Consider the following 23,437-nt stretch of genomic DNA (forward strand, 5'->3'; position numbering starts at 1 on the left):
TAAAAAAGTCGATTTTCGCATAAGACTTTTCTTAAATAATATGTAAATTTATCTTTACGAAAAAAGATATTTTCCGATTTATATTGCCGATTGGGAATGAAAATATTTCAGAAGGCTTTACTTTAAAAAATAAAATCAATTTTTACAGTGCCTATTGGAAAGAATACGACACTAATTTTCAACACTAAACAATTAAACAATCATGATCGAAATTTTCAGAGGTTCCTATATAGAAGTAATGAGCATTAAAAATTTATTAAAAAATAATAATATTGATGCTTTTATTGCTAATGAAAATATGTCAAATATTCAGCCATGGTCAGTTTCTGCAGGAGGTAATGCTCCGGCAATTTTAAAAGTGACGGAAACAGAATATAATGATGCCAAAAAAATAATCACGAATTACAACAATGGGGAATTTGATTTAATTACCTAGACAAACTCTCACAGCATTTTTAGCCCAACAAATACAATTTATAACTGCTTATTATTTTGAGTATTAAATACTACTTTTGATTTTTCAGAGTTAGAGTATTTATGTTGAAAAAATTACTGTTTTTAACTGTGTTTATTTGGTTTTCTGGGCTTCATGCGCAGGAAACGGAATCTCCGTATCAGACAAAAAAAGTAATCGCGACCAAAGACACAATTCATCTGGAAAAGTTCAGCATCAACTCTAGTTTTTTTCAGCTTTTAAACACCAAAAACGAACCCATTGATTCCACTTTTTATAAGATTGATTTTCAAAAAGGGACTTTACTTTTAAACGAAAAATTCACTTCAGCTGCCGACACTTTAATTGTCAATTACCTTAAATATCCCGATTTCCTAACCAAAGAATACGGGCTTTACAAAGAAAGTCAGGTCGTGAGCAACGATGTTGGAACTGAGAAATTATATCGGATTGAAACTGAAAACACTAAAAAAGTCACCCCGTTTGATGGTCTGAATACTTCTGGAAGCATTACACGTGGTGTGACCGTTGGAAATAATCAAAATACGGTTTTAAACTCCAATCTGGATCTTCAGATTACCGGAAAAATATCAGACAAAGTAAGTTTAAGGGCCTCACTTCAGGACAGTAATATTCCGTTGCAGGATGGTGGCTATTCTCAAAAACTCGATCAGTTTGATAATATTTTCATGGAACTTTTCAGCAAAGACTGGAACATTCGCGCAGGCGATGTTTTTTTAGAAAACAGAAAAACACAATTTTTAAGTTTCAATAAAAAAGTTCAGGGACTTTCGACAAGCTTTAATTTTGGCACCGAAGAAAGTAAAACGAACGTTTTTGCATCGGTCGCATTTGTAAAAGGGCAATATGCCAAAAGTACTTTTACAGGTCAGGAAGGCAATCAGGGTCCGTATAAACTAAAAGGACAAAATGGCGAATTGTATGTTTTGGTTATTTCAGGCTCAGAGCGTGTTTATGTAAATGGTGTATTGCTGAAACGTGGTGAAAACAACGATTATGTGATTGATTATAATGCCGGCGAAATTGTGTTTACCTCACTTTTTACCATTACTTCTGAAATGAGAATTAATGTCGAATACCAATATTCCGACAGAAATTACAACCGATTGGTAACTTATGCGGGAGCAACACATGAGAATAAAAATTGGAGTTTTGGAGGCTATTTATATTCTGAAAATGACTTAAAAAACCAGCCGCTACAACAAAATCTTTCACCAGATCAGGTTCAGATTTTGAGTCAGGCAGGGGATGATCCGAGTTTGATGACTGCGCCATCTGCCTATGTTGACAAATATGCAGACAACAAAATTCTATACAGAAAAACGATTGCTAATTCGGTTGAAATTTATGAATATTCTAAAGATCCCAGCGAAGTATTGTATAATGTAAAATTCAGTCTTGTTGGAAATAATATTGGAAATTACATCATTCAAAACAACAATTCCGTAGAACGAATTTTTGAATATATTGCGCCTGTAAATGGCATTCCGCAGGGAAATTACGAACCTATTGTTCAATTGATTGCCCCAATAAAAATTCAGGTGGCTACTTTTTTGGGTAAATACTATCCTGACGAAAAAACCCTTGTTGATTTTGAAGTCGCCATGAGCAACAACGATCAGAATTTATTTTCGGCTATTGATGACGCTAATAATGATGGAATCGCTTTTAAGGCCAATGTCAAAAAGAGGCTTTTTACAAGAAACTGGACTTTGGATGGTTTTGCCAATTATCAATATGTGCAGAATGATTTCAGGTCAGTGGAACGTTTATATAATATCGAATTTAATAGGGATTGGAATTTAAACATGCCTCTTTTAGGTAATCAGAGCCTTATAGTTGGTGGTTTAAACTTTAATTTATTTGCTAAAAAAGAAACTTCAAACATTGGCTTATTTAACTATCAATTTGAAAAATTAGATTATTCTGAAAGTTATTCCGGAGCACGACATACCACAACGGCATTTTTTAAATTAAACAAATGGACGATTGAAAATCAGGGAAGTTTTTTAAATTCTGATGCCACGACTTCTACTTCAAAATTCATAAGAAATCAGGCGAGAACTAAATATCATTTTGGCAAAAACTGGATTGGCGGAAGTTTTCAAATTGAAGACAATCAGGAAAAAGATAAAATTACGGATCAATTTTCGGCCTTGAGCCAAAGATTTTCTGAATATGGCGCTTTCATTGGCCGCGGTGACAGTACCAAAGTTTATGCGGAAATTGGTTTCCTTCAACGCCGAAATGATAGTTTGCAAAACGGATTGCTACAGCACGTAAACAATTCGCAAACCTATTTTTTGCGATCGAAATTGATTCAAAACAAAACAACAGATTTAGCGGTTTATACAAGTTATAGAACATTAGATTTCACGGATGCTTCCCGCAAAAATGAACCTTCCTTAAATTCGAGAATTCTATACAACGACAGATTTTTTAATCAGTTGATACAACTCGGGACGGCTTATGAAACCAGCTCTGGAACTATCGCGCAGCAGGAATTCACTTATATTGAAGTCCCAACCGGACAAGGAGTTTATACCTGGAATGACTACAACGGCAACGGAATTCAGGAATTAGAGGAATTTGAAATCGCACAATATTCAGATCAGGCGCGATTTATCAGGATCTTTTTGCCGAATCAGATTTACATTAAAACCAATCAAAATAAATTTTCACAATCTGTTGCTTTGAATCCGCTGCAATGGCAAAATGGAACAGGTTTCAAAAAATTCGCCTCGTACTTCTACAATCAGACGTCGTTTATTATGGACCGAAAAGTAAAAAGCGATGGCGAACGTTTAGAACTAAATCCGTTTGCTTCTTCTGAAGAAAATATTTTGGGATTAAATTCGAGTTTCAGAAACAGTTTATTTTACAATCGAGGAAAACAGAAACATTCTGTTACTTATTCTTACTTGGTCAATAAAGGAAAAAATTTACTTTCTGTAGGTTCTCAAACTGTCAAAAATAGCTCTAATCAATTGCAATACACGCATTTGTATCAAAAGAGCTGGCTGTTTAATTTCTTTACTAAAACCATTAAAACCGATTTGGTTTCCGAAGATTTCATAGAGAAAAATTACGATTTAGAAGGTTATCAAATTGCGCCCAAAATCAGTTATTTGTTTTCAAAAAATACCAGTTTAGATTTCTTTTATGAATTACAAAGCAAAGAAAATCAAATTGGAAATTTTGAAACCTTGCATCAAAATCGTCTCGGCACCTCCTTCTCTTATGCCGGAGATAAAAAAGTTACGGTTAATGGGGAGTTCTCTTTTTATGAAAATAAATTTGACGGGAACGAATTCTCATCAGTAGGATTCCAAATGCTGGAAGGACTTCAGGCCGGACAAAACTTAGTCTGGAAGCTGCTCTTACAGAAAAATATCACACAATTTTTAGATATCAATTTAAACTATCAGGGGCGTAAAAGCGAAACTGGAGCGACTGTTCACACAGGAAACATTCAGCTACGTGCTTATTTTTAACACTTTACGAAAACATTACAATAAATTGATTAATTTTAATTGAATTTTAAACTTCTAACCTCATGAAAAAATTATTTTTACTATGTTTTCTAGTTGTTTTGTCTGGTAATTTTTATGCTCAGGAAACAGCGACAACAACCAAAGCCAAAAGTGAAGCAACTGCTAAAAAGAAAAAAGCAGAAGCTGATAAAGCAATAGCAGATAAGGCCGCAGCAGATGCAAAAAAAGAATCAGCAAAAGCCAAAAAAGCCGCAGATGATGCAACTGCAGCATCGGCGAAAGCCAAAAAAGAATCGGCGAAAGCAACTAAGAGCACAACAGATAAAGAAGCTGCAAAAGCTAAAAGCAGTGCTGACAAAGCTAAAAGCAGCGCTGACAAAGCCAAAAGTGAAGCAGACAAAGCTAAAAAAACTGCCGCTAAAGCTGAAAGCACAAAAGCTGACGTAAAAAAGACTGAGACCAAAGCTGATGCAGCATCAAAAGCAGCCAAAAAAGATGCTACAGCAACCAAAAAAACAGCAACTAAAACTTTAAAAGAAACCAACGAAAAAGCACCGTCTGTTCCGGATAAAATTACTGGAGAATACAATGGAAAAAAAGTATATACAGGACCACGAGGCGGTAAATATTACATTAATAAAAACGGAAACAAAACCTATATTCAGGATTAAAGAAAGGGACTGAGGGACTAAGGTACTAAGTTTCTAAGATGCTGAGATTGTAAGATACAAGACTTTGAAGCCGAACGTACGTTCGGCTTTTTTTTATTTGTTAAGAAAAAACCTTAGCACCTTAGTCCCTTAGCATCTTAGAACCTTACACTAGAGTTAATAATTTAGTAATGTATCCGAAATAACAAAAAAAACATATTTCTTTATCTTCGTTTACAAAAAGCGTTAAACTATGAGCATTGACTATTCTGCGAACAAAACAATTTTAGTTGCTCCATTAAACTGGGGATTAGGCCATGCCACAAGATGTATCCCAATTATTAAAGCGCTTCAGGAAAATAACTTCATTCCGATTATTGCTTCTGATGGAGTTGCGCTTGCTTTACTTCGCAAAGAATTTCCTTATATACAAACTTTAGAATTGCCGTCTTACCATATTGAATATGCTAAAAATGGTAAAAATTTTAAGTGGAAGCTGATTAAGAATCTTCCTAAAATGATTACCGCCATTTTAGACGAAAAAAAAATAGTGAATTCCTGGATTAAAAAACACGGAATTGATGGCATCATTTCAGACAATCGATTAGGTGTTTTTAGCCGAAAAATCCCATCTGTTTTTATGACACATCAGTTGAATGTAATGACAGGAAACACAACATGGTTTACGAGTAAATATCATCAGCATATCATAAAAAAATACACAGAATGCTGGGTTCCGGACACTAACGAAACAACCAATCTTACTGGCGATTTAGGACATTTGAAAACCAATACTCTAAATTTAAAATATATTGGTCCGCTAAGCAGAATGCGTCAAAAGGAAACTCCAAAAATATATGATTTAATGATCATTTTATCCGGGCCTGAACCTCAGCGTACTTATTTAGATGAAAAATTGCAGAAAGAGATTGTAAACTTTAATGGCAAAGTTGTTTTCGTACAGGGAATTGTAGAGAAAACCCAAACGAAATGGCAATCCGGAAATGTAACGTATTATAATTTCATGAACTCGAAACAGCTGGAACAAACTTTCAATGAAAGCGAATTTGTGCTATGCCGTTCCGGTTACACAACTGTAATGGATTTGGCGAAATTGGGCAAAAAAGCTTTTTTTATTCCAACACCGGGACAGTACGAACAGGAATATCTGGCGATAAAACTTCAGAAAGAAAATTTGGTACCGTATGCAATGCAAGACGACTTTACCATTGAAGATCTCTCAAAAGTAAAGTCGTTTAAAGGATTGTCTCAATTCAACAATGAAATTGACTGGGACACATTATTTTCTGTTTTCGAAGATTGATTTAGAAATTAAACTGTGCTTGTAAACGCAGTAAATTACCTTCTTGTCTGTTAACCGGGCGCGCGCTGTCTTCAAAAGTCCTGTCAGCGATAACGTACTCGGCTGTTAATTCGAAGGCTTTGATTGGCTGCCATTCGATACCTAATTCGTAATCTCTTACAACATAACTTCTGGCATCTTTTTCGTATTTCTTACCTCCGTCATAATATTGAAATTTGGCAAAAGGATAAACATGTTGCTTTTTTAAGTCCCATTTATAGTTCAATAAAACATAACCTCCGTCTAAATCTGTTTCGTCAACGGTATTAGTTGCAGGATTGTAACGTGGTCCGGTACCTATATTATATTCTGTTTGAATACCGAAAGGTTTTGGGTACAAAACAAAAGTCGCCCCTATTCTTTGATCTTTCACATATTTTGGATCATTGACAATAACACCAGTTGAAATTTCATCTGTAAAAGCCCACTTACCATTATAAGCCTGAATGCCTGGCTCAATAATCTGACTTCCAATTACAAAAGGATAACTTACTCTCGCTACAACATTTAAATCTCTGTTTGCGTCAATTTTATTGGCGATTTGTCCATTATAAACTCCAAAGGCAAAAACTCCATAATCGCCAGAACCTTTGTAACCGTCATTGACTAACATTGCAAAACGTTTCCTGATTTCTGCGGGAGCCCAATAAAAAATTATCCCCAAGTCACGTTCATTTGCTATTGAACTGTTTATACCGTCGGCACGGTCTAAAGTTAAACGTTGTGAGCTGGACTGCAAATTTTCAAAGCCATATGGAATTTTACTTTGCCCAACACGAACACGATATTCTCTTTTCTTATCAAAAGAAAGATCAAAATATAAGTCACGAATTTGCACAAAATTATTAATTCCCGTAACCGGAGAACTGGCAAAATCGGGTTGAAAATAAAAATATACATTTGGATGAACCTGCCCGGAAAACACTAAACGTGCTCTTCTAAGGAAAAGTCCGTTGTTTGCTTTTGCATCCGGAGCCGTTGAAGTTGTTCCCCAGGATTTATCACATTGATCGCAGGTAACTTTATCATTCGTAGAAAGCAAGCCATTGTACCTGATTTGGGCATATCCTCTTAATGAAATTCTATCATACCAATGTTCTTCGACACCTCCACCAGATTTAGTTTCCGGAAGTTTTGCTTTATTGATAGAATCAAGAAGACGAACTACTTCTTTTTTTACATCTTCTTTACTTAGTTCCTGTGCGCTTAATACACAAGTAAACAGCAACAAAATCGCTAATAGTTTTATTTTCATTGTTTCTTTTTTTTTCGCACTGAATTTTCAGTGCAAAGATGTATCAACAATGTTAAGAAAACATTAACAGCATGTTACCATTATAAAAAGAATTGTTTCGGAATAGTTAGGTAATTATTATTGGCTTCAATAAGTTCCATTTTGGGATGTTGCCAATTAATTAAAACTTACAATTATTTAACCTCAGTCTTTTGTGTTTTATTCGCTTTTTCGAGTGTAAAAGAGAATTCAGAACCAATTCCGAACTCACTTTCAACATAAACTTTCTCTTTATGAGCCTCAATAATATGTTTTACAATGGCCAAACCTAAACCAGAACCACCTTCAGAGCGGGTTCCGCTTTTGTCAACTCGGTAAAAACGTTCGAAAAGCCTTGGAATATTTTGTTTTTCAACCCCTTCTCCATTATCACTAATTCGAATCAAGACTTTTTTCTTGGTTAAATTTACGACACCAACTTCGGTTAAACCGCCGTCTTTTCCGTATTTAATTGAGTTTACAATCAGGTTTTCAAGAACCTGCTGTATTCTGTCCTGATCGCCACGAATAATAACTGACTTTACATTTCGGCTTTCAAAAGCCAATTTGATTTTCTTTTTATCAGCCTTCATTTCTAATAAATCGAAGACATTCTGAATCAGTTCGACAATATCAAAATCGGTCATATTCAAATCCAAATCACCAGATTCCAGTTTGGTAATCATATCTAAATCTTCAACAATATAGATCAATCGCTCCACTCCTTTTTCGGCACGTTTTAAATATTTTTTTCGGATATTTTTATCATCCATTGCGCCATCCAGCAAGGTCGAGACATAACCCTGAACGGTAAATAACGGTGTTTTTAATTCGTGCGAAACATTTCCTAAAAACTCTCTTCGGTACTGCTCACGAATTTCGAGCATTTCGATTTCGAGTTTTTTATCTGTAGCAAATTTTTTCACTTCGCGCGAAAGCGTTTCCATGTCTGTCGTAATGGGCTGATTGATAAGCGTTGTAGATTCTAATAACGAAACATCATCGTAGATTTTCTTTACTCTTCTATAGATGAAGCGCTCTACACGATATTGTAAAACCAAAAAAGAGAAAATATAAATTGATATCATAAAAATTATTCCAAAAGCGATTTGATGATTCAATTGACCTTTATAAAATAATGACATTAGAATCAATACAAATCCAGTCGCAAAAAGGCTTATGTATAATGCCGATTTTACAGCAAATTTGTATGTTTTTTTAAAATTAATTTTCATTGATATTATTTAACCATTAAGGATTTTTTTTTCACCATATAAGTGATATAAGATCATATAAAAGTAAGGCTTATTTCTATAATTTTAAAAAGTCAATCATTCTCAAAATTTAAAACTTTGACAATGATTGACTTTGATGACATAGTACGAAAATCTAATTTATTTTAGATCTCAATCAAATTACTTAGAGCCTTAGCCCCTTAGTAACTTAGCATCTTAAAATTACACTTCAAATTTATAACCTACTCCTTTTATTGTTTTAAAAAGATCTTCTCCAATCTTTTCACGAAGTTTTCTGATGTGAACATCGATTGTTCTTCCTCCTACAACTACTTCATTACCCCAAACTTTATCAAGGATTTCATCCCTTTTAAAAACTTTTCCGGGTTTTGAAGCTAATAGGTAAAACAATTCGAATTCTTTTCTTGGGAGAGCAATTTCAACATTGCCTTTAATGATCTTATATTCCTCGCGGTTAATCTCGATGCCGCCAACGTTTAAGGTGTCGCTGACCACTTCTTGTTCTTTTAACCTTCTTAACAAAGCCTTTACTTTGCTGACCAATAATTTTGGTTTTATTGGTTTTGTGATATAATCATCTGCACCTGCATCAAAACCAGCTACTTGCGAATAATCTTCGCTTCTCGCTGTTAAAAATGTTATGATAACATTATTTAATTCAGGAATTTTTCTGATGTGCTCACAAGCTTCCATTCCATCCATTTCCGCCATCATCACATCCATAATAATTAAGTCCGGCAGTTCTTTTTGAGCTTTTGCTATGGCATCTTTACCATTTGAAGCAGTTACAATCTGATAGCCTTCCTGAGCAAGGTTATAGCCTACAATTTCCAGAATATCCGGTTCATCATCAACTAATAAAATCTTGGTTTGTGTTTTTTTCATAAAGTAGCAAAAATTGAGTTTTTTCATCAAATTCTCTTCTTCTAATCCGATGATTTTTAATTGCGATGGTAAATATAATGATAAATCGACGGTTAAAAAGTCATGTTAACGGTAATTTAATCTGGTAACAATTTGATAATGTATCCCGAACAAAAACATAACAAGTACCTAACATGAACTTTACAAAGCGTTTATTTCTTTGCACCAAAATAAATTAAACACAACACTGAAATGAAATTCAATTTAAAATTTCTATTTATAACATTATTTATCTGCACGATTTCGATCGCACAAAACAAAGGTACAATTTCTGGTGTATTAACCGATAAAGAAATGAATAATGAAGTTTTACCTTTTGCAAATGTTCTTATAAAAGGGACAAACATTAGCGCTAACACTGACATTGACGGAAAATATTCCATAAATGTAAACCCAGGAACTTATACTGTTATTTTTAGCTTCGTAGGTTACGAATCTGTAGAAAAACCTGTTACCGTTAAAGCAAACGAAACTATTACTGTTAATCAAGTACTTTCTTCAGGAGGTTATACTTTAAAAGATGTTGTAGTAAAATCTACTGCCAACAGAGAAAAAGAAACTGCTTTATTATTAGACCAAAAAAATGCTGTTGTTATCAAACAAAGTATTGGTGCACAGGAAATGTCAAGAAAAGGCGTTAGTGATGTTGAGGAAGGTTTGACAAAAATTACCGGAATCAGTAAAGTAGGATCAAGAGGTTTATTTGTTCGTGGTCTTGAAGACCGTTACAACAACTTATTGATCAATGAACTTGCGGCTCCATCAAACAATCCGTTTTCTAAAATCGTTCCTTTAGATTTGTTTCCAACAAACATTGTGGGTGTAATCGATGTTTATAAAACATTCAATCCAAATATCTACGGAGATTTTGCTGGTGGAACTTTCAACATTCAAACTTCAAAAGCGTCAAAAAGCGTTACGAAAATCAACCTTGGATTTGGATATACAACCGGAAACAGTCTTAAAGATTTCTTGCTTTCAAGCGATGCTGACACTGCTGCTGGTTTCTTCGGATTTAACGGAAAAGACAGAGAATTACCAAGTTTCTTAGGCCCAAATGCTTCCAAAACAACTTTTACAAACGACCAGGCATTAAACTCTGTAAGTGGCAATAAAGGTTTTAATGCAAGCCAAAGCAAAAGTCCATTAAACTCAAGCTTAAACTTACTTCACTCAGAGAAATTTGACTTAAGTAACGAACGTTCTTTCGCTTATTTATTATCTATCAATTATGACAATAACTATGCGATAAGAGAAGGTGTAGACAGAACTTTAGATTTACAAACAACCGGTTCAAAGTACGTTAATAATTTTGTAACTACAGATTACCGTTTTAAAACTACTACATCTGCATTAGTGGGATTAAACTACAATGCAAGCAGATATAAAATAGCATTTAATACTCTTTATATTAAAACTACTTTAAACTCTATTAAAGATCAATTTGGTCAATCAAACGGAACAGCGATTCAAAATACACTTATCCGTACCAACCAATTAGACAAAAGTGATTATTTGAATCTTCAATTATTAGGCGAATATAATTTGACTGAAGATAAAAATCAAACTATAAAAGCTGGTGTTTCTTACGCTGATACTAAATTTGAACAACCTGACAGAAAGTTCTTTTCAGGACAAAAAACAAGTGAAGACGTGATTAACACTTCATACGGAGCAAATAACTTTTTACGTCAATACTTAACTGTAGATGGAAATTCCTTTCTATCAGCAATGGCTGAATACAACCTTAAGTTTGGAAAAGACGGAAAACAAAACAAATTAACAGTTGGTTACAACGGTAATGCTTCTGGAATGGAATCTTCTTATCGATTTGTTTCAAGCCGAGGTGGATTATTCACATCAAGCATAAACAACATTAATGATCACATCGTAAGCGACCTTCAAGCTAATAATGGAACTTCTTTTGAAGAAAACTCTAATTCAACCTGGAAAGTAAAACTTGCTGAAACTGCAAATGCCGGTTACACTAATTTACTTTTGAAATTTGGAGAAAAATACGAGCTTAACGCTGGTGTTAGAGTTGAAAGCACAACTAAAGAAACGAAGTACAGAGGACTTGGAAGTTTTGATGCTCCATTCAACGTAAGTAAATATGATAACTTGTATGTTTTACCTTCATTGAATGTAAAATATCTGATGAATGAAAAATCAAACCTGCGTTTTGCTGCAAGTAAAACTTATACAAAACCAGTAATAATGGAATCGTTCCCTATCACATACCAAAATGCCGATGGAACTTCAGTACAAGGAAATCCGTTATTGAAAAACAGCGACAATTATAACGCCGATTTAAAATATGAATTATTCCCAACTGGGAAAGAGATGTTTGCTGTAGGCGTATTTGCCAAATATTTGGACAACCCAATTGAAAGAACTTTTGTTTCGAATGCTACTACAGGAACTGTTACAACGTTCTTAAATTCTGATGATGCAAACTTATACGGAGTTGAAGCTGAATTTCTTTTTGGACTAGACAGAATTAGTGATAATCTTAAAGCATTCTCATTTGGTTTAAACGGTACATTAATGTCTACCAAAGTAAATGTAAGTCCAACTTACAGCTCAGTAGATGAAAATGGAGTTGTTACAGTAAATAATTCTATCGAAACTCATAAAGGATCAAGAGATCTGCAAGGTGCATCAAACTGGTTGGTAAATTCAGATTTGAAATATGAATTCAATTTAGGAAAAGACTGGACAAACACAATGTCTCTTGTGTATGGCGTATTCGGAAAAAGAATATTTGCAGTAGGAACAAATGGTCAGGATCATACTTATGAATTACCGGTTTCGCAATTGGATCTTGTTTGGTCAAGCAAAATTTCAGAGCACTTTGATGTGAAATTTACTGCTGACAACTTATTAAATCCTGAAAGAAAATTAGAATTTGGAAACAACGGAACAATAAAAGTAGCCGAAGAATCTTTATTAGCTCAGAGCTATAAAAAAGGGGTTGGTTTCTCTGTAAAATTAGGATATACTTTTTAATATCTCTCAAACTATATAAAATGAAAAGCTCCAGATATCTGGAGCTTTTTTTTTATTTGAGGCAATACAAAAAACCTCTTAACATTCTCTTCACATTTTATATAGTTTTTGATAACTGTAATGTAATATTCAGATAACACCTTAAAGAGATTTACATTCTAATTTTGACAAAAATAAAAACGAATTATACAACACACAAATTATGAAAACTAAACTTTTTGCTTTAGCTCTTGCTACAGGTTTATTCTTAAATTCTTGCTCAAGTAGTGATGATCCAACTCCTGTTACTCCACCTGCAACAGGCGAAATCTCAGGTACTATCACTGCAAACAAAACGTATGCTTATGGTAACTACACTTTAAAAGGAATCGTAAAAATTAATGCTGGTGTAACTGTAACATTTGATGCAGGATCAACTATCACTATCGATAAAGCTACTGGAGACAACGCATTAGTTGTTTTAAAAGGTGGAAAACTAATCACAAACGGTACTGCTGACAAACCAGTAGTATTTACAGAAAAATCTAAACTTCCAGGTTCTTGGGGAGGTATCATCGTTTATGGTGATGCTCCTGCTAAAGTAGCTGGTGGAGGAACTACAGGTACATCTGAAGATGGTAACAAAATTTCTTACGGAGGAACAAATGCAACTGACAATAGTGGTTCATTAGTTTACACAAGAGTAGAATATGCCGGATCTAAATTAGCTGACGGAGAAAAAGAAAACAATGGTTTTACTTTCTATTCAGTAGGTTCAGGGACAATTTTAGACCACTTAGTATCTTACAAAGGTGCTGATGACGGATACGAATTCTTCGGAGGAACTGTAAGTTTAACAAATGCTATTTCTTACGGAAATACAGATGATTCATTTGACTGGCAAGATGGATGGCAAGGTCAAGCAAACACAAACTGGTATGCTTACCAAACTGGAAAAGGTAACTACGGAATGGAAATCGAAGCATCTTTAAATGACAATGCTTTTTTCCCAAAGGTTTCTAACATTACTTTAAAAAGAGAAGCTGGTAACGTTCCTGAAGCGAATGACAACCAAGTTGATGCTTTCCAATTCAAAAGAGAAGGTAACGGAGAATACAGCAACATCATCATTGATGGTTACGGTAACTTCACATTTGGAGCAAATACTTTCAAAGGGAGTGCAGTTAGTATCTTAGATGCTGCAACTAATGATCACCAAGTGAAAACATCTAAAATCAAACTTTTAAATGTTAAAATCACTAACACAACAAATGTATTGCCAATCGGAGCTACTGATGCTATCGTTGTTGCTTTCCCAGCTGGAACTTTCGTTCAAAGTGCTGCTGCAACTGGAGCTTCATTAAATGCGGGTGCCTGGGCAACTGTTGATGGAGTTAGCTTACTAAAATAAGAACACACTATAAAAAAGTTAAAAAACATCCTAAATATTTAGGATGTTTTTTTTTGGCGTAATTTTTGAAAACTTTTTTGTATATTTACTGTAACCAAAATAACGCGATGGCAAAAAACTACTTTTATATTACATTCTTATTGGCTTTTTTCTTTACTGTAAGTGCTTCTGCACAAGACAGTAAGCAATTACCAAAACCTCAAGAGGCAACTACTATTGAGGGACTAAGCTTGTACCCTAACCCTGTCACAAACGGAAAAGTATATATTTCATCTAAAAATGATTTAGAAAAAGAAATTATCGTTTTTGATATCCTTGGGAAAAAAGTAATCCAGACGCATTTGACTTCAAAAGAACTGAACGTTTCAGATTTGGTTCCAGGTGTTTATATTATCAAAATATACGAAGAAAACGCCTCGGCAACACGAAAGTTAATCATTCGATAAAACATAAAAATCAAAGCTCCAAAATAACATTGGAGCTTTTTTATTGTCTTTACTTCTTCTAATTATTAATATCTTTGCACAAAAAAGTTTTGATTACAGCTAACGATATATTTACCATTTCGGGTCATAAACAATTTGAAAAAACAGCACTTAAAGTGTTTCGTTTTCAACACGAGAACAATAAGGTATATCGCGATTTCTGTGATTTTTTAAAAGTCAATCCACAACAGGTAAAATCACTTCAACAAATTCCGTTTTTGCCTATTCAGTTTTTCAAAAGCCATGAAGTAGTTTCTACTTCAGATTTTCCTCAGGTTACTTTTACCAGCAGCGGAACCACCGGAATGATAACCAGCAGACATCTTGTTACAGATGTTTCACTTTACGAGGAAAGCTACCGCCAAGGATTTTCGCAGTTTTACGGCAATATTGAAGATTACGTCGTTTTAGCGCTTTTGCCGTCTTATCTTGAGCGCGATGGATCTTCGCTTATCTACATGGTCGAAGATTTAATAAAACTATCCAATCAGCCTGAGAGCGGGTTTTATTTGCACAATCACGACGACTTAATTAAAAAACTGACTGCTTTAGACGAATCCGGGCAAAATGTAATCTTAATCGGCGTTACTTATGCTTTATTAGATTTGATCGAAAAGCATCAATTCAACCTTCAAAATACCATTATTATGGAAACTGGAGGAATGAAAGGCAAACGTAAAGAAATGATTCGTGAAGAATTGCACGAACAGCTTTGCAAAGGTTTTGGCGTTTCATCCATTCACTCAGAATATGGCATGACAGAACTTTTGGCGCAAGCGTACTCTTTAGGTGAAGGCGTGTTCGAATGTCCGTCCTGGATGCATATTTTGGTTCGCGATCCCGAAGACGCACTCACTTACGTGAATAATGGAAAAACCGGCGGAATTAATGTTATTGATTTGGCCAATATCAATTCGTGCTCTTTTATCGCCACGCAGGATTTAGGCAAAAAATATCCCAACAACTCTTTCGAGGTATTGGGACGTTTTGATAATTCTGATATTCGTGGCTGTAATTTGATGGTTTTGTAAAAAGGTTAATCGTTGATTTGTTAAATCGTTTAATCGCTTTAAAAACGATTAAACAATTAACCGATTAAACAGTTAAACAATTATTCGTAAATATCTTTTCGATGTCCTAAATCAATAACATCTATCAAAAGCATATCATCAAATATTTCATAGATAACTCTATAATCACCAACCCTAATTCTATAACCCGGTCTTCCTTTTAGCCTTTTTATAACCTTTTGGTCTTGGATTTTCAGCTAAATCGTAAATATGCTTTTTTATAGCAGAATAATAAGGTTAATTAATTTTAATTAAAACTTTTAAAACCTTATTTCTAAATTCAATATTATAAGTCATTATTTCGCCAGCTTTCGCTTTTCTTCAATAATTTTGAAAGCGTCATCTATCGAAATTCTAAAACCATCATCATTACTCTTAGCTTCATCATACAATTTTACATCTTCCAAATCTTCTAATTTTTCCAGAAGCTTATTGTATTGCTTTATTGGCAATAAAACCGCAGTTCTATTTCCTTTATCATCTGTTATAAATTGTGTTTTCATGATCTAAAATTGTATTCTCGTAAAGTTAAGAATTTATTTTGCTCTAATAACGAAATAATTTTTCTTTCCGCTTTGTAATAAAACAAACTGATTGTTGATTAAATCATTTGCTGTTAAAACAAAATCTTCTTTTATTTTTTCTCTGTTTACCGAAATTGAATTTGCAGTTAAGGCGCGTCTCGCTTCTCCGTTTGATTTAAAGAAACCTGTTTTTTCATTTAAAACCGAAACAATCTCCAAGCCGTTTTCAAGATCAGCTTTTGCAATTTCTGCTTGCGGAACCCCGTCAAAAACTTCTAAAAAAGTCGCTTCATCTAATTGCTTCAAATCTTCTGCAGTGGAATTTCCAAACAAAATATTCGAAGCCTGAATTGCTTTTTCCAATTCTTCTTTACTGTGAACAAAAATCGTGATTTCTTCAGCAAGTTTCTTTTGCAATACCCTTAAATGCGGAGCCGTTTTATGCTCTTCGATTAAAGCATCAATGGTTTCTTTATCTAAGAAAGTAAAGATTTTAATGTATTTTTCAGCATCAACATCAGTTGCGTTTACCCAAAATTGGTAAAATTTATACACCGAAGTTTTATCAGCATCCAGCCAAACATTTCCTCCTTCAGATTTCCCGAATTTAGATCCGTCTGCTTTTGTAATTAATGGTGTGGTTAATGCAAAAGCTTTAGCACTTTCACCACCCATTCTGCGCACTAATTCTGTACCCGTGGTAATATTCCCCCATTGGTCAGAACCTCCCATTTGCAAAAGGCAGCCGTTATTTTTATATAAATGGTAAAAATCGTAACCCTGAATTAATTGGTATGTAAATTCGGTGAAAGACATTCCTTCTCCTTCTCCACTCAATCTTTTTTTCACAGAATCCTTCGCCATCATATAATTTACCGTGATGCGTTTTCCAACTTCACGTGCAAAATCAATAAAAGAGAATTCTTTCATCCAGTCATAGTTATTTACCATAACCGGAGCATTTTTATCAGATGAATTAAAATCTAAGAAACGGGACAAAACACTTTTAATTCCGGCAACGTTTTTAGCCAAAGTTTCTTCGTTCAGCAAGTTTCTTTCGTCAGATTTACCAGATGGATCCCCGATCATTCCGGTTGCACCACCCACTAAAGCGATAGGCTGATGACCAAAATTCTTTAAGTGAACTAATAAAATGATCTGAACCATGCTGCCAATATGCAGTGAATCTGCCGTTGGATCAAAACCAATATATGCCGTTGTTACTTCTTTTAGCAATTGTTCTTCCGTTCCTGGCATGCTATCATGATATAACCCGCGCCACTTTAATTCTTCAACTAGATTGTTCATTTTTTTAAATAATTTGTGCAAATGTAATCAATGTCAATATCAATATCAAAAAGCAATGCCAATTTCAAAAAACAATTAAAAAACTTTGTCCCTTTGAACCTCTGCACCTTTGCACCTTTAAACCAAAATCGATATATTTACAAAATGATACTAGTAACTGGAGGAACAGGTTTAGTTGGCGCACATTTATTACTTCATTTAATTGAAAATGGAGAAAATGTCCGGGCTATTTACCGAAATCAAAATAACATCCAAAAGGCAAAATCAGTTTTTGAATTGTATAAAAAAGCCGAATTATTTGACAAAATTAATTGGCTTGAAGCCGATATTTTAGACGTCCCTTCTTTAGAACTTGCTTTTGCTGATATTAAATTTGTGTATCATTGTGCCGCTTTGATTTCGTTCGATCCAAAAAATGAAGACGGACTTCGAAAAACCAATATAGAAGGAACTGCAAACATGGTCAATTTTTCGATTGCAAAAGGAATCGAAAAATTTTGCTTTGTAAGTTCTATTGCAGCTTTAGGAGATTTAGCACCGCATGAAACTTATATTACAGAAGAAACAGAATGGAATCCGGAAAAACCTCATAGCGATTACGCCATTTCTAAATACGGTGCTGAGATGGAAGTTTGGCGCGCGCTTCAGGAAGGATTAAACATCGTTATCATCAACCCCGGCGTAATCCTGGGGCCAATTCCGAAAACAAAAAATAACGATCAGGGAAGCGCCGAAATTTACACAAGAGTCGCGAATGGACTTCCATTCTATACACTCGGAAGCACTGGTTTTGTAACAGTAAATGATGTTGTGAGGATTGCATTTGAATTAATGAAAAGTGACATCAAAAATGAGCGATTTACATTAATTTCAGATAACATTGTTTTCCGTGATATTTTAAATACGATCGCTGAAACATTAAAAGTAAAGAAACCCCGCATACACGCAAGTCCCCTATTTATGAATATCCTTTGGCTTGCTGACGGAATATTTTCAACGCTATTTTTTCAGAGAAAAACCATTACAAAAGCGACTGCAAAAGCTTCTTATTCTAAAAATTTATATTCGAATGAAAAAATAAAAACCGCTCTAGGAACGGTTTTTTTAGATGTGCATCAATACATTAAAGACGTTTCGAAGTTGTAAAAACTATTTCAACTGTCTTGTTCTTCTTATTGAATCAATATTGATAGGTTTGGAAGGTTTTTTGATGGAATCTTTGAGATTCACTTTCACCTTATTCTTTTTAGCCGCCGCTTTTTCTTCAATCTTAACAATCGAATCGACTGCTCTTTGCTTTACTGCTAATCGCTTGCCAATTTCATCAAACATGTCTTTGTATGTATTGTAATCAGAAGCATAATAAATATTGCTTTGCGCAAATTGAAGACTGTCTACCTTATATTTTCTAAAAACAAATTTCTTCGGATCAGCGTCTACCGAATCCAAAGACATTGGATTTTGATATTTCATTGCCTCCAAAAGTGACAAATCGTACATAATATCAACCATTTTCTCTTTCTCAATAAGTCGTTTAGGCTCTTTAACCAAATCATCTTTACAACTTACAGAAAGAAACAAAACCAATATTATAAATACAAAATTCTTCATTTCAGCTTTTTATCTGTCAAACAATAATCTTTTTCCAGCACGGATATCTTTCACTTTGAAGTTATTGTAAACCATTTGTCCGTTTACAAAAGTATGCGTGATTCTCGATTTAAAAGTAAAATTTTCAAACGGAGACCAGCCACATTTATATAAAATATTTTCAGGCTTCACACTCCATGGCAAACTCGGATTAACGATAACCAAATCAGCAAAATAACCTTCTTTTATAAAACCTCTTTTTTCGATTTTAAAAATTTTAGCCGGATTGTGGCACATTTTCTCCACAATTTTCTCCACGGTAATTTTCCCCTGATGATGTGCTTCAAACATCGCTACCACAGCATGCTGAACTAGTGGACCTCCAGATGGTGCTTTTAAATAGGATTGTGCCTTTTCTTCTTTTGTATGCGGTGCATGATCTGTTGCAATAACATCAATACGACCGTCATTTAATGCTTTCCAAAGTTCAGCGCGATCTTCAGCAGTTTTTACGGCAGGATTCCATTTAATAAAATTTCCTTTAGTTTTATAATCCTGATCGGTAAACCAAAGATGATGTACACAAACCTCAGCAGTAATTTTTTTATCTTCTAACGGAATTTTATTCGTAAACAATTCCATTTCTTTCGCAGTCGAAAGGTGGAAAATATGAAGTCGTGCACCTGTTTTTTTCGCCAGCGCCACTGCTTTTGAAGAGGAAATATAACAAGCCTCTGCACTTCGAATTAAATGATGCGCCGTTACCGGAATATCTTCTCCATATTGCTCCTTAAATTCCGCTAGATTATTTTGAATTGTAGTTTCATCTTCACAATGTACCGCGATTAACATCGTGGTACTTGAGAAAATTTTCTCCAAAGTTTCCTCTTTATCCACCAACATATTTCCTGTTGAAGAACCTAGAAAAATCTTGATTCCGGCAACATTTTTTGGATTCGTTTTTAGAACTTCTTCCAAGTTATCATTGGTTGCACCCATCATAAACGAATAATTCGCAAATGATTTTTTAGCTGCAATTTCATATTTATCTTCAAGGATTTCCTGAGTAACGGCATTTGGAACCGTATTTGGCTGTTCGATAAAAGAAGTAATTCCGCCCGCAACCGCAGCTCTGGATTCAGATTCTATATCACCTTTATGTGTTAGTCCAGGCTCTCTAAAATGCACCTGATCATCAATAGCTCCCGGAATTAAATAACTTCCTTCGGCATCTATTACTTTACAATCGGATGTTTTTAAGCTGATGCTATCCGAAATTTCAACGATTAAGTCGTTTTCGATCAAAACATCACCTTCAAAAATTGATCCTTCGTTTACAATTTTAGCATTTTTGATTAAAATCCTGTTCATCGCCCTGGGTTTATAATGTATTGAATAATTTTTTTAATCGAAGAGAAATTACTCCAAGGATTGCTTCTTTGATAATGGCATTACTCATTTTTGAAACTCCTTTAGTTCGATCTGTAAAAATAATCGGAACTTCGGTTATTTCAAATTTACCACAATATGTTCGATATTTCATTTCAATTTGAAAAGCATATCCAACAAATTTTATTTTGTTCAGATTAATCTTCTCTAAAACTTCTCTTTTATAGCAAACAAAACCTGCTGTGGCATCATGAATTTTCATTCCCGTGATAAACTTCACATAAACTGAAGCGAAATAAGACATTAACACACGGCTTAAAGGCCAGTTAACCACATTCACACCTGTTACATAACGAGAACCAACAGCTAAAGATGCGCCACCAAAATGACAGGCATCATACAATTTTTCAAGATCATTGGGGTTGTGTGAAAAATCAGCATCCATTTCAAAAATGAAATCATATTTGCGTTCCAAAGCCCATTTGAAACCATGAACATAAGCTGTTCCCAAACCTGATTTTTTTGCTCTTTTTTCTAAAAATAACCTTCCAGGATATTCTTCCTGTAATGCAATCACTTTATTTGCAGTGTGATCCGGCGAATTATCATCAATAATTAAAAGATGAAAAGGTTTATGTTGTGAAAGTACAGCTCTAACAATACTTTCAATATTTTCAATTTCGTTGTAAGTGGGAATTATGACAATACAATCATTCATTTTTCTCGGTAATTTCACCGCAAAAGTAAACTTTTTATAGCATTTGATTCATAATAAATATATAATAAAAGTATTGAGACAAAAAATTACTAATTTTGTGTCGTTATGATTGAACAGCTTCACCCCAGAATACTCGAAAACAAAGATTGGGCAACACTTTTATTTGTGGTGACCTTTGCCGTTGTTGCAATGACAAAATCAGCTTACGAAACTAGATTTAGTGAATTTAGCAAGCTTATTTTCTCAGATAAATACGCAAAAATTTATCGCGATAACAACAATTTAAAAAGCAGTTTTACGATAGGTTTGTTTTTTGTGCAAATTATCTCGTTTGCTTTTTTTATTCAGCTTACGATGCACACTTTTGGATATGCATCAAAAACCGACTGGATTTTATTTATTCAGATCGCGACTTTCTTGCTTTATTTTATTCTTGCAAAATATTTAATTGAAAAAATTGTGGCAACTTCATTCAACATTGATGAGTTTGCGGATCTTTTTAACTTACAAAAAGTAACTTACAGAACCTATATTGGCGTTTTAATACTCCCAATTAATGCAGTTTTGTTTTATTATGAAAATATTCCTAAAGTCATTCCACTAGCAATAATAGGCATTTCGCTGTGTATTAGTCTATACTCATATTTTATTTCAATTAAAACGTATCAAAACGCAATTTTCAGTAAGTTATTTTATTTTATTTTATATCTTTGCGCACTTGAAATAGCCCCTTATTATTTTCTTTATTATTGGATTACAAAAGGGAGTGCTTAGAAAATGTTTATAATATGAAAGTGAAAACAATTTTGGTGTCACAGCCTGAACCTAAAGTGGAGAATTCTCCTTACTTTGAGCTCCAACAAAAACACAAAATAAAAATTGATTTCAGACCATTTATTCATGTGGAAGGGGTTAACGCAAAAGAGATTCGATTACAAAAAATCGATCTTAATCATTACACTGCGATAATTTTGACAAGCAGAAATGCGGTAGATCATTTTTTCAGAGTAGCGGATGAAATGCGCTATAAAGTTCCTGAAGGATTGAAATATTTTTGTCAATCTGAAGCAGTTGCGTTTTACCTGCAAAAATATGTAGTGTACAGAAAGCGTAAAATTTATGTGGGAGCAAAAGATTTTGCAGACTTGTCGCCGTTAATTAAAAAATACAAGGACGAAAAATTCCTTTTACCGGCCTCAGATCAGCTAAACGCTGACGCGCCTATCACTTTGAACAATTTAAAAGTAGATTGGACACAAGCTGTTTTTTACAAAACGGTAATGAGTGACTTATCTGATTTGGCAGATGTGTATTATGATGTTTTAGCATTTTTTAGTCCAACCGGAATTAAATCTTTATTTAAGAATTTCCCGGACTTCAAACAAAACAATACCAGAATTGCTGTTTTTGGAAGCACAACTCAAAAAGAAGCTTTGGACTATGGTTTGAGAATTGATATTCTTGCTCCAACACCTGAAACTCCTTCTATGACAATGGCTTTAGAAAAATACATTAGTGAAGCAAACAAAGGAAAATAAATTCTTTTTAAATTACAATATTGAAAATTCCAAATTCCAACTTCTCTTGGGATTTGGAATTTTTCTTTTTAACTGCAGCTTAAACAAACACAACCGCTAACGTTCCACCACTGTTAATCATTAGAGCACATTACGTTTCCCACGGTTGAAACCGTGGGCTATATCATACAATTAATCTCTAATAGCATTCTCATAAAGTCAGCTCTGCATCTTAAATTTCAGATTCATCTTAACAAGTTGGAATTTGGGATTTAAGTATTGGAATTTTCTTTTTTAAAGCATTTTGAGTACATTTGATTTCTAACTAAAACCCAAACAACTAAAATTAGTTTCAAATTACAACTCTAATGAAAATCAACTCCCTTTTAATTGAAATCGACGGTATCGACAAAGAAATTCTTCGCTATTTAATGGATGATGCCCGAAAACCTATTTTACAAATTGCTAATAAAATTGGCATTTCGGGAGCCGCAATTCATCAGCGTTTAAAAAAATTAGAACAATCAGGTGTAATTTCAGGATCGAAGTTTACTGTAAACCCGAAGGTTTTAGGCTATACCACTATGGCGTTTATTGGCGTCTATCTGGATAAAGCTTCTCGAAACTCAGAAGCTGTAAAAGACTTAAAAAAAATTCCCGAAGTTTTAGAATGTCATTATACTACCGGAAACTGGTCGGTTTTGATTAAAATTATCTGCCGCGATAACGAACATTTAATGCAGCTTTTGAATACTAAAATTCAAGCTATTGAAGGTGTTTCGAGAACGGAGACTTTCATTTCATTGGATCAGCAGATTGACAGGCAGATTCAATTATAATGTGCCAATTAGATAATTTGGCAATTAGATAATTTCCTTAATTAGAAAATGTGCCAATTTGATAATTAGATAATTCATCAAAGAACTTATAAAACAAAACCCGACAGATTTTAAAAACCTGTCGGATTTGCTACAAATTATCTAATTGACTAATTAACAAATT

Annotated in this window: 21 protein-coding genes; 12 read left to right on the plus strand and 9 right to left on the minus strand. The window is 34.0% G+C overall.

The window, feature by feature from the left end; translation table 11 throughout:
- The first annotated feature begins 202 nt into the window (after positions 1–202).
- The 4 genes from J2X17_RS16360 (at position 203) to J2X17_RS16375 (ending at position 5,943) form a co-directional block, all read left to right on the plus strand.
- Positions 203–436, plus strand: coding sequence for a putative signal transducing protein (locus J2X17_RS16360; protein ID WP_310300335.1), 234 nt, complete (start codon positions 203–205; stop codon positions 434–436).
- A gap of 101 nt (positions 437–537) precedes the next feature.
- On the plus strand, positions 538–3,969 hold the full coding sequence (locus J2X17_RS16365) for a hypothetical protein (RefSeq protein WP_310300337.1): 3,432 nt from the start codon (positions 538–540) through the stop codon (positions 3,967–3,969).
- Positions 3,970–4,031: 62 nt separating this feature from the next.
- The gene (locus J2X17_RS16370) at positions 4,032–4,640 is read left to right on the plus strand and encodes a hypothetical protein (RefSeq protein WP_310300339.1); all 609 of its coding nucleotides are present in this window, start codon (positions 4,032–4,034) and stop codon (positions 4,638–4,640) included.
- 232 nt (positions 4,641–4,872) lie between these two features.
- Positions 4,873–5,943, plus strand: coding sequence for a glycosyltransferase (locus J2X17_RS16375; RefSeq protein ID WP_310300341.1), 1,071 nt, complete (start codon positions 4,873–4,875; stop codon positions 5,941–5,943).
- A 1-nt stretch (position 5,944) separates the two neighbouring features.
- Here the strand turns inward: J2X17_RS16375 and J2X17_RS16380 are convergent, their stop codons facing one another.
- The 3 genes from J2X17_RS16380 to J2X17_RS16390 all read right to left on the minus strand — a co-directional run bounded on the left by J2X17_RS16380 (position 5,945) and on the right by J2X17_RS16390 (position 9,396).
- On the minus strand, positions 5,945–7,237 hold the full coding sequence (locus tag J2X17_RS16380) for a porin (protein ID WP_310300344.1): 1,293 nt from the start codon (positions 7,235–7,237) through the stop codon (positions 5,945–5,947).
- A gap of 173 nt (positions 7,238–7,410) precedes the next feature.
- On the minus strand, positions 7,411–8,490 hold the full coding sequence (locus J2X17_RS16385) for a sensor histidine kinase (protein ID WP_310300347.1): 1,080 nt from the start codon (positions 8,488–8,490) through the stop codon (positions 7,411–7,413).
- Between the two features lie 222 nt (positions 8,491–8,712).
- A complete protein-coding gene (locus J2X17_RS16390) occupies positions 8,713–9,396 on the minus strand; it encodes a response regulator transcription factor (RefSeq protein ID WP_026983516.1) in 684 nt (227 codons plus the stop codon).
- A gap of 231 nt (positions 9,397–9,627) precedes the next feature.
- Between J2X17_RS16390 and J2X17_RS16395 the strand changes: the two genes are divergently transcribed.
- The 4 genes from J2X17_RS16395 to J2X17_RS16410 all read left to right on the plus strand — a co-directional run bounded on the left by J2X17_RS16395 (position 9,628) and on the right by J2X17_RS16410 (position 15,350).
- On the plus strand, positions 9,628–12,444 hold the full coding sequence (locus J2X17_RS16395; RefSeq protein ID WP_310300353.1) for a TonB-dependent receptor: 2,817 nt from the start codon (positions 9,628–9,630) through the stop codon (positions 12,442–12,444).
- Positions 12,445–12,646: 202 nt separating this feature from the next.
- Positions 12,647–13,834 carry a hypothetical protein gene (locus tag J2X17_RS16400; protein ID WP_310300357.1) on the plus strand — a complete coding sequence of 396 codons (1,188 nt, stop codon included), beginning with the start codon at positions 12,647–12,649 and terminating at the stop codon, positions 13,832–13,834.
- A gap of 107 nt (positions 13,835–13,941) precedes the next feature.
- Positions 13,942–14,280 (plus strand): T9SS type A sorting domain-containing protein, encoded by a 339-nt coding sequence (locus J2X17_RS16405; RefSeq protein ID WP_310300359.1) that lies wholly within the window; start codon positions 13,942–13,944, stop codon positions 14,278–14,280.
- A gap of 89 nt (positions 14,281–14,369) precedes the next feature.
- Entirely contained in the window at positions 14,370–15,350 is a 981-nt protein-coding gene (locus J2X17_RS16410) for a LuxE/PaaK family acyltransferase (RefSeq protein ID WP_310300544.1), read from the plus strand.
- Positions 15,351–15,430: 80 nt separating this feature from the next.
- Here the strand turns inward: J2X17_RS16410 and J2X17_RS19060 are convergent, their stop codons facing one another.
- The 3 genes from J2X17_RS19060 to tyrS form a co-directional block, all read right to left on the minus strand.
- Entirely contained in the window at positions 15,431–15,586 is a 156-nt protein-coding gene (locus J2X17_RS19060; RefSeq protein ID WP_409025265.1) for a type II toxin-antitoxin system RelE family toxin, read from the minus strand.
- A 99-nt stretch (positions 15,587–15,685) separates the two neighbouring features.
- Positions 15,686–15,892, minus strand: coding sequence for a hypothetical protein (locus tag J2X17_RS16415; RefSeq protein WP_310300361.1), 207 nt, complete (start codon positions 15,890–15,892; stop codon positions 15,686–15,688).
- Between the two features lie 33 nt (positions 15,893–15,925).
- The gene (tyrS, locus tag J2X17_RS16420; RefSeq protein ID WP_310300364.1) at positions 15,926–17,221 is read right to left on the minus strand and encodes a tyrosine--tRNA ligase; all 1,296 of its coding nucleotides are present in this window, start codon (positions 17,219–17,221) and stop codon (positions 15,926–15,928) included.
- Between the two features lie 144 nt (positions 17,222–17,365).
- Between tyrS and J2X17_RS16425 the strand changes: the two genes are divergently transcribed.
- Complete coding sequence (locus J2X17_RS16425) at positions 17,366–18,367, plus strand: NAD-dependent epimerase/dehydratase family protein (protein WP_310300366.1); 1,002 nt, start codon at positions 17,366–17,368, stop codon at positions 18,365–18,367.
- Positions 18,368–18,370: 3 nt separating this feature from the next.
- On the opposite strand, the gene J2X17_RS16430 is transcribed toward J2X17_RS16425, so the two are convergent.
- From J2X17_RS16430 to J2X17_RS16440, 3 genes are read right to left on the minus strand one after another with little or no spacing between them, the layout of a single operon-like run.
- Positions 18,371–18,832 carry a DUF4296 domain-containing protein gene (locus J2X17_RS16430; RefSeq protein ID WP_310300369.1) on the minus strand — a complete coding sequence of 154 codons (462 nt, stop codon included), beginning with the start codon at positions 18,830–18,832 and terminating at the stop codon, positions 18,371–18,373.
- A 9-nt stretch (positions 18,833–18,841) separates the two neighbouring features.
- The gene (locus J2X17_RS16435) at positions 18,842–20,182 is read right to left on the minus strand and encodes a dihydroorotase (RefSeq protein WP_310300373.1); all 1,341 of its coding nucleotides are present in this window, start codon (positions 20,180–20,182) and stop codon (positions 18,842–18,844) included.
- Between the two features lie 10 nt (positions 20,183–20,192).
- On the minus strand, positions 20,193–20,918 hold the full coding sequence (locus tag J2X17_RS16440) for a polyprenol monophosphomannose synthase (protein WP_310300376.1): 726 nt from the start codon (positions 20,916–20,918) through the stop codon (positions 20,193–20,195).
- Positions 20,919–21,023: 105 nt separating this feature from the next.
- Here J2X17_RS16440 and J2X17_RS16445 point away from each other — a divergent pair, with 105 nt between their 5' ends.
- The 3 genes from J2X17_RS16445 to J2X17_RS16455 all read left to right on the plus strand — a co-directional run bounded on the left by J2X17_RS16445 (position 21,024) and on the right by J2X17_RS16455 (position 23,274).
- Positions 21,024–21,692, plus strand: a complete 669-nt coding sequence (locus J2X17_RS16445; protein WP_310300379.1) for a DUF4271 domain-containing protein — start codon at positions 21,024–21,026, stop codon at positions 21,690–21,692.
- Between the two features lie 14 nt (positions 21,693–21,706).
- Complete coding sequence (locus J2X17_RS16450; RefSeq protein ID WP_310300382.1) at positions 21,707–22,456, plus strand: uroporphyrinogen-III synthase; 750 nt, start codon at positions 21,707–21,709, stop codon at positions 22,454–22,456.
- Positions 22,457–22,803: 347 nt separating this feature from the next.
- Positions 22,804–23,274 carry an Lrp/AsnC family transcriptional regulator gene (locus tag J2X17_RS16455; RefSeq protein WP_310300384.1) on the plus strand — a complete coding sequence of 157 codons (471 nt, stop codon included), beginning with the start codon at positions 22,804–22,806 and terminating at the stop codon, positions 23,272–23,274.
- The last annotated feature ends 163 nt before the right edge of the window (positions 23,275–23,437 follow it).

Origin of the sequence: Flavobacterium aquidurense (assembly GCF_031458035.1) — a bacterium.
GTDB classification, from domain to species: Bacteria; Bacteroidota; Bacteroidia; order Flavobacteriales; family Flavobacteriaceae; genus Flavobacterium; species Flavobacterium aquidurense_C.

Excerpts from the sequence above, each read along its gene's own strand:
- J2X17_RS16385 (WP_310300347.1), bottom strand. The coding sequence starts at position 8,490 with ATGAAAATTAATTTTAAAAAAACATACAAATTTGCTGTAAAATCGGCA.
- J2X17_RS16450 (WP_310300382.1), top strand. The coding sequence starts at position 21,707 with ATGAAAGTGAAAACAATTTTGGTGTCACAGCCTGAACCTAAAGTGGAG.
- J2X17_RS16445 (WP_310300379.1), top strand. The coding sequence starts at position 21,024 with ATGATTGAACAGCTTCACCCCAGAATACTCGAAAACAAAGATTGGGCA.
- J2X17_RS16425 (WP_310300366.1), top strand. The coding sequence starts at position 17,366 with ATGATACTAGTAACTGGAGGAACAGGTTTAGTTGGCGCACATTTATTA.
- J2X17_RS16455 (WP_310300384.1), top strand. The coding sequence starts at position 22,804 with ATGAAAATCAACTCCCTTTTAATTGAAATCGACGGTATCGACAAAGAA.
- J2X17_RS16375 (WP_310300341.1), top strand. The coding sequence starts at position 4,873 with ATGAGCATTGACTATTCTGCGAACAAAACAATTTTAGTTGCTCCATTA.
- J2X17_RS16400 (WP_310300357.1), top strand. The coding sequence starts at position 12,647 with ATGAAAACTAAACTTTTTGCTTTAGCTCTTGCTACAGGTTTATTCTTA.
- J2X17_RS16415 (WP_310300361.1), bottom strand. The coding sequence starts at position 15,892 with ATGAAAACACAATTTATAACAGATGATAAAGGAAATAGAACTGCGGTT.
- J2X17_RS16440 (WP_310300376.1), bottom strand. The coding sequence starts at position 20,918 with ATGAATGATTGTATTGTCATAATTCCCACTTACAACGAAATTGAAAAT.
- tyrS (WP_310300364.1), bottom strand. The coding sequence starts at position 17,221 with ATGAACAATCTAGTTGAAGAATTAAAGTGGCGCGGGTTATATCATGAT.
- J2X17_RS16365 (WP_310300337.1), top strand. The coding sequence starts at position 538 with ATGTTGAAAAAATTACTGTTTTTAACTGTGTTTATTTGGTTTTCTGGG.
- J2X17_RS16370 (WP_310300339.1), top strand. The coding sequence starts at position 4,032 with ATGAAAAAATTATTTTTACTATGTTTTCTAGTTGTTTTGTCTGGTAAT.
- J2X17_RS16430 (WP_310300369.1), bottom strand. The coding sequence starts at position 18,832 with ATGAAGAATTTTGTATTTATAATATTGGTTTTGTTTCTTTCTGTAAGT.
- J2X17_RS16435 (WP_310300373.1), bottom strand. The coding sequence starts at position 20,182 with ATGAACAGGATTTTAATCAAAAATGCTAAAATTGTAAACGAAGGATCA.
- J2X17_RS16405 (WP_310300359.1), top strand. The coding sequence starts at position 13,942 with ATGGCAAAAAACTACTTTTATATTACATTCTTATTGGCTTTTTTCTTT.
- J2X17_RS16395 (WP_310300353.1), top strand. The coding sequence starts at position 9,628 with ATGAAATTCAATTTAAAATTTCTATTTATAACATTATTTATCTGCACG.
- J2X17_RS16360 (WP_310300335.1), top strand. The coding sequence starts at position 203 with ATGATCGAAATTTTCAGAGGTTCCTATATAGAAGTAATGAGCATTAAA.
- J2X17_RS16380 (WP_310300344.1), bottom strand. The coding sequence starts at position 7,237 with ATGAAAATAAAACTATTAGCGATTTTGTTGCTGTTTACTTGTGTATTA.
- J2X17_RS16390 (WP_026983516.1), bottom strand. The coding sequence starts at position 9,396 with ATGAAAAAAACACAAACCAAGATTTTATTAGTTGATGATGAACCGGAT.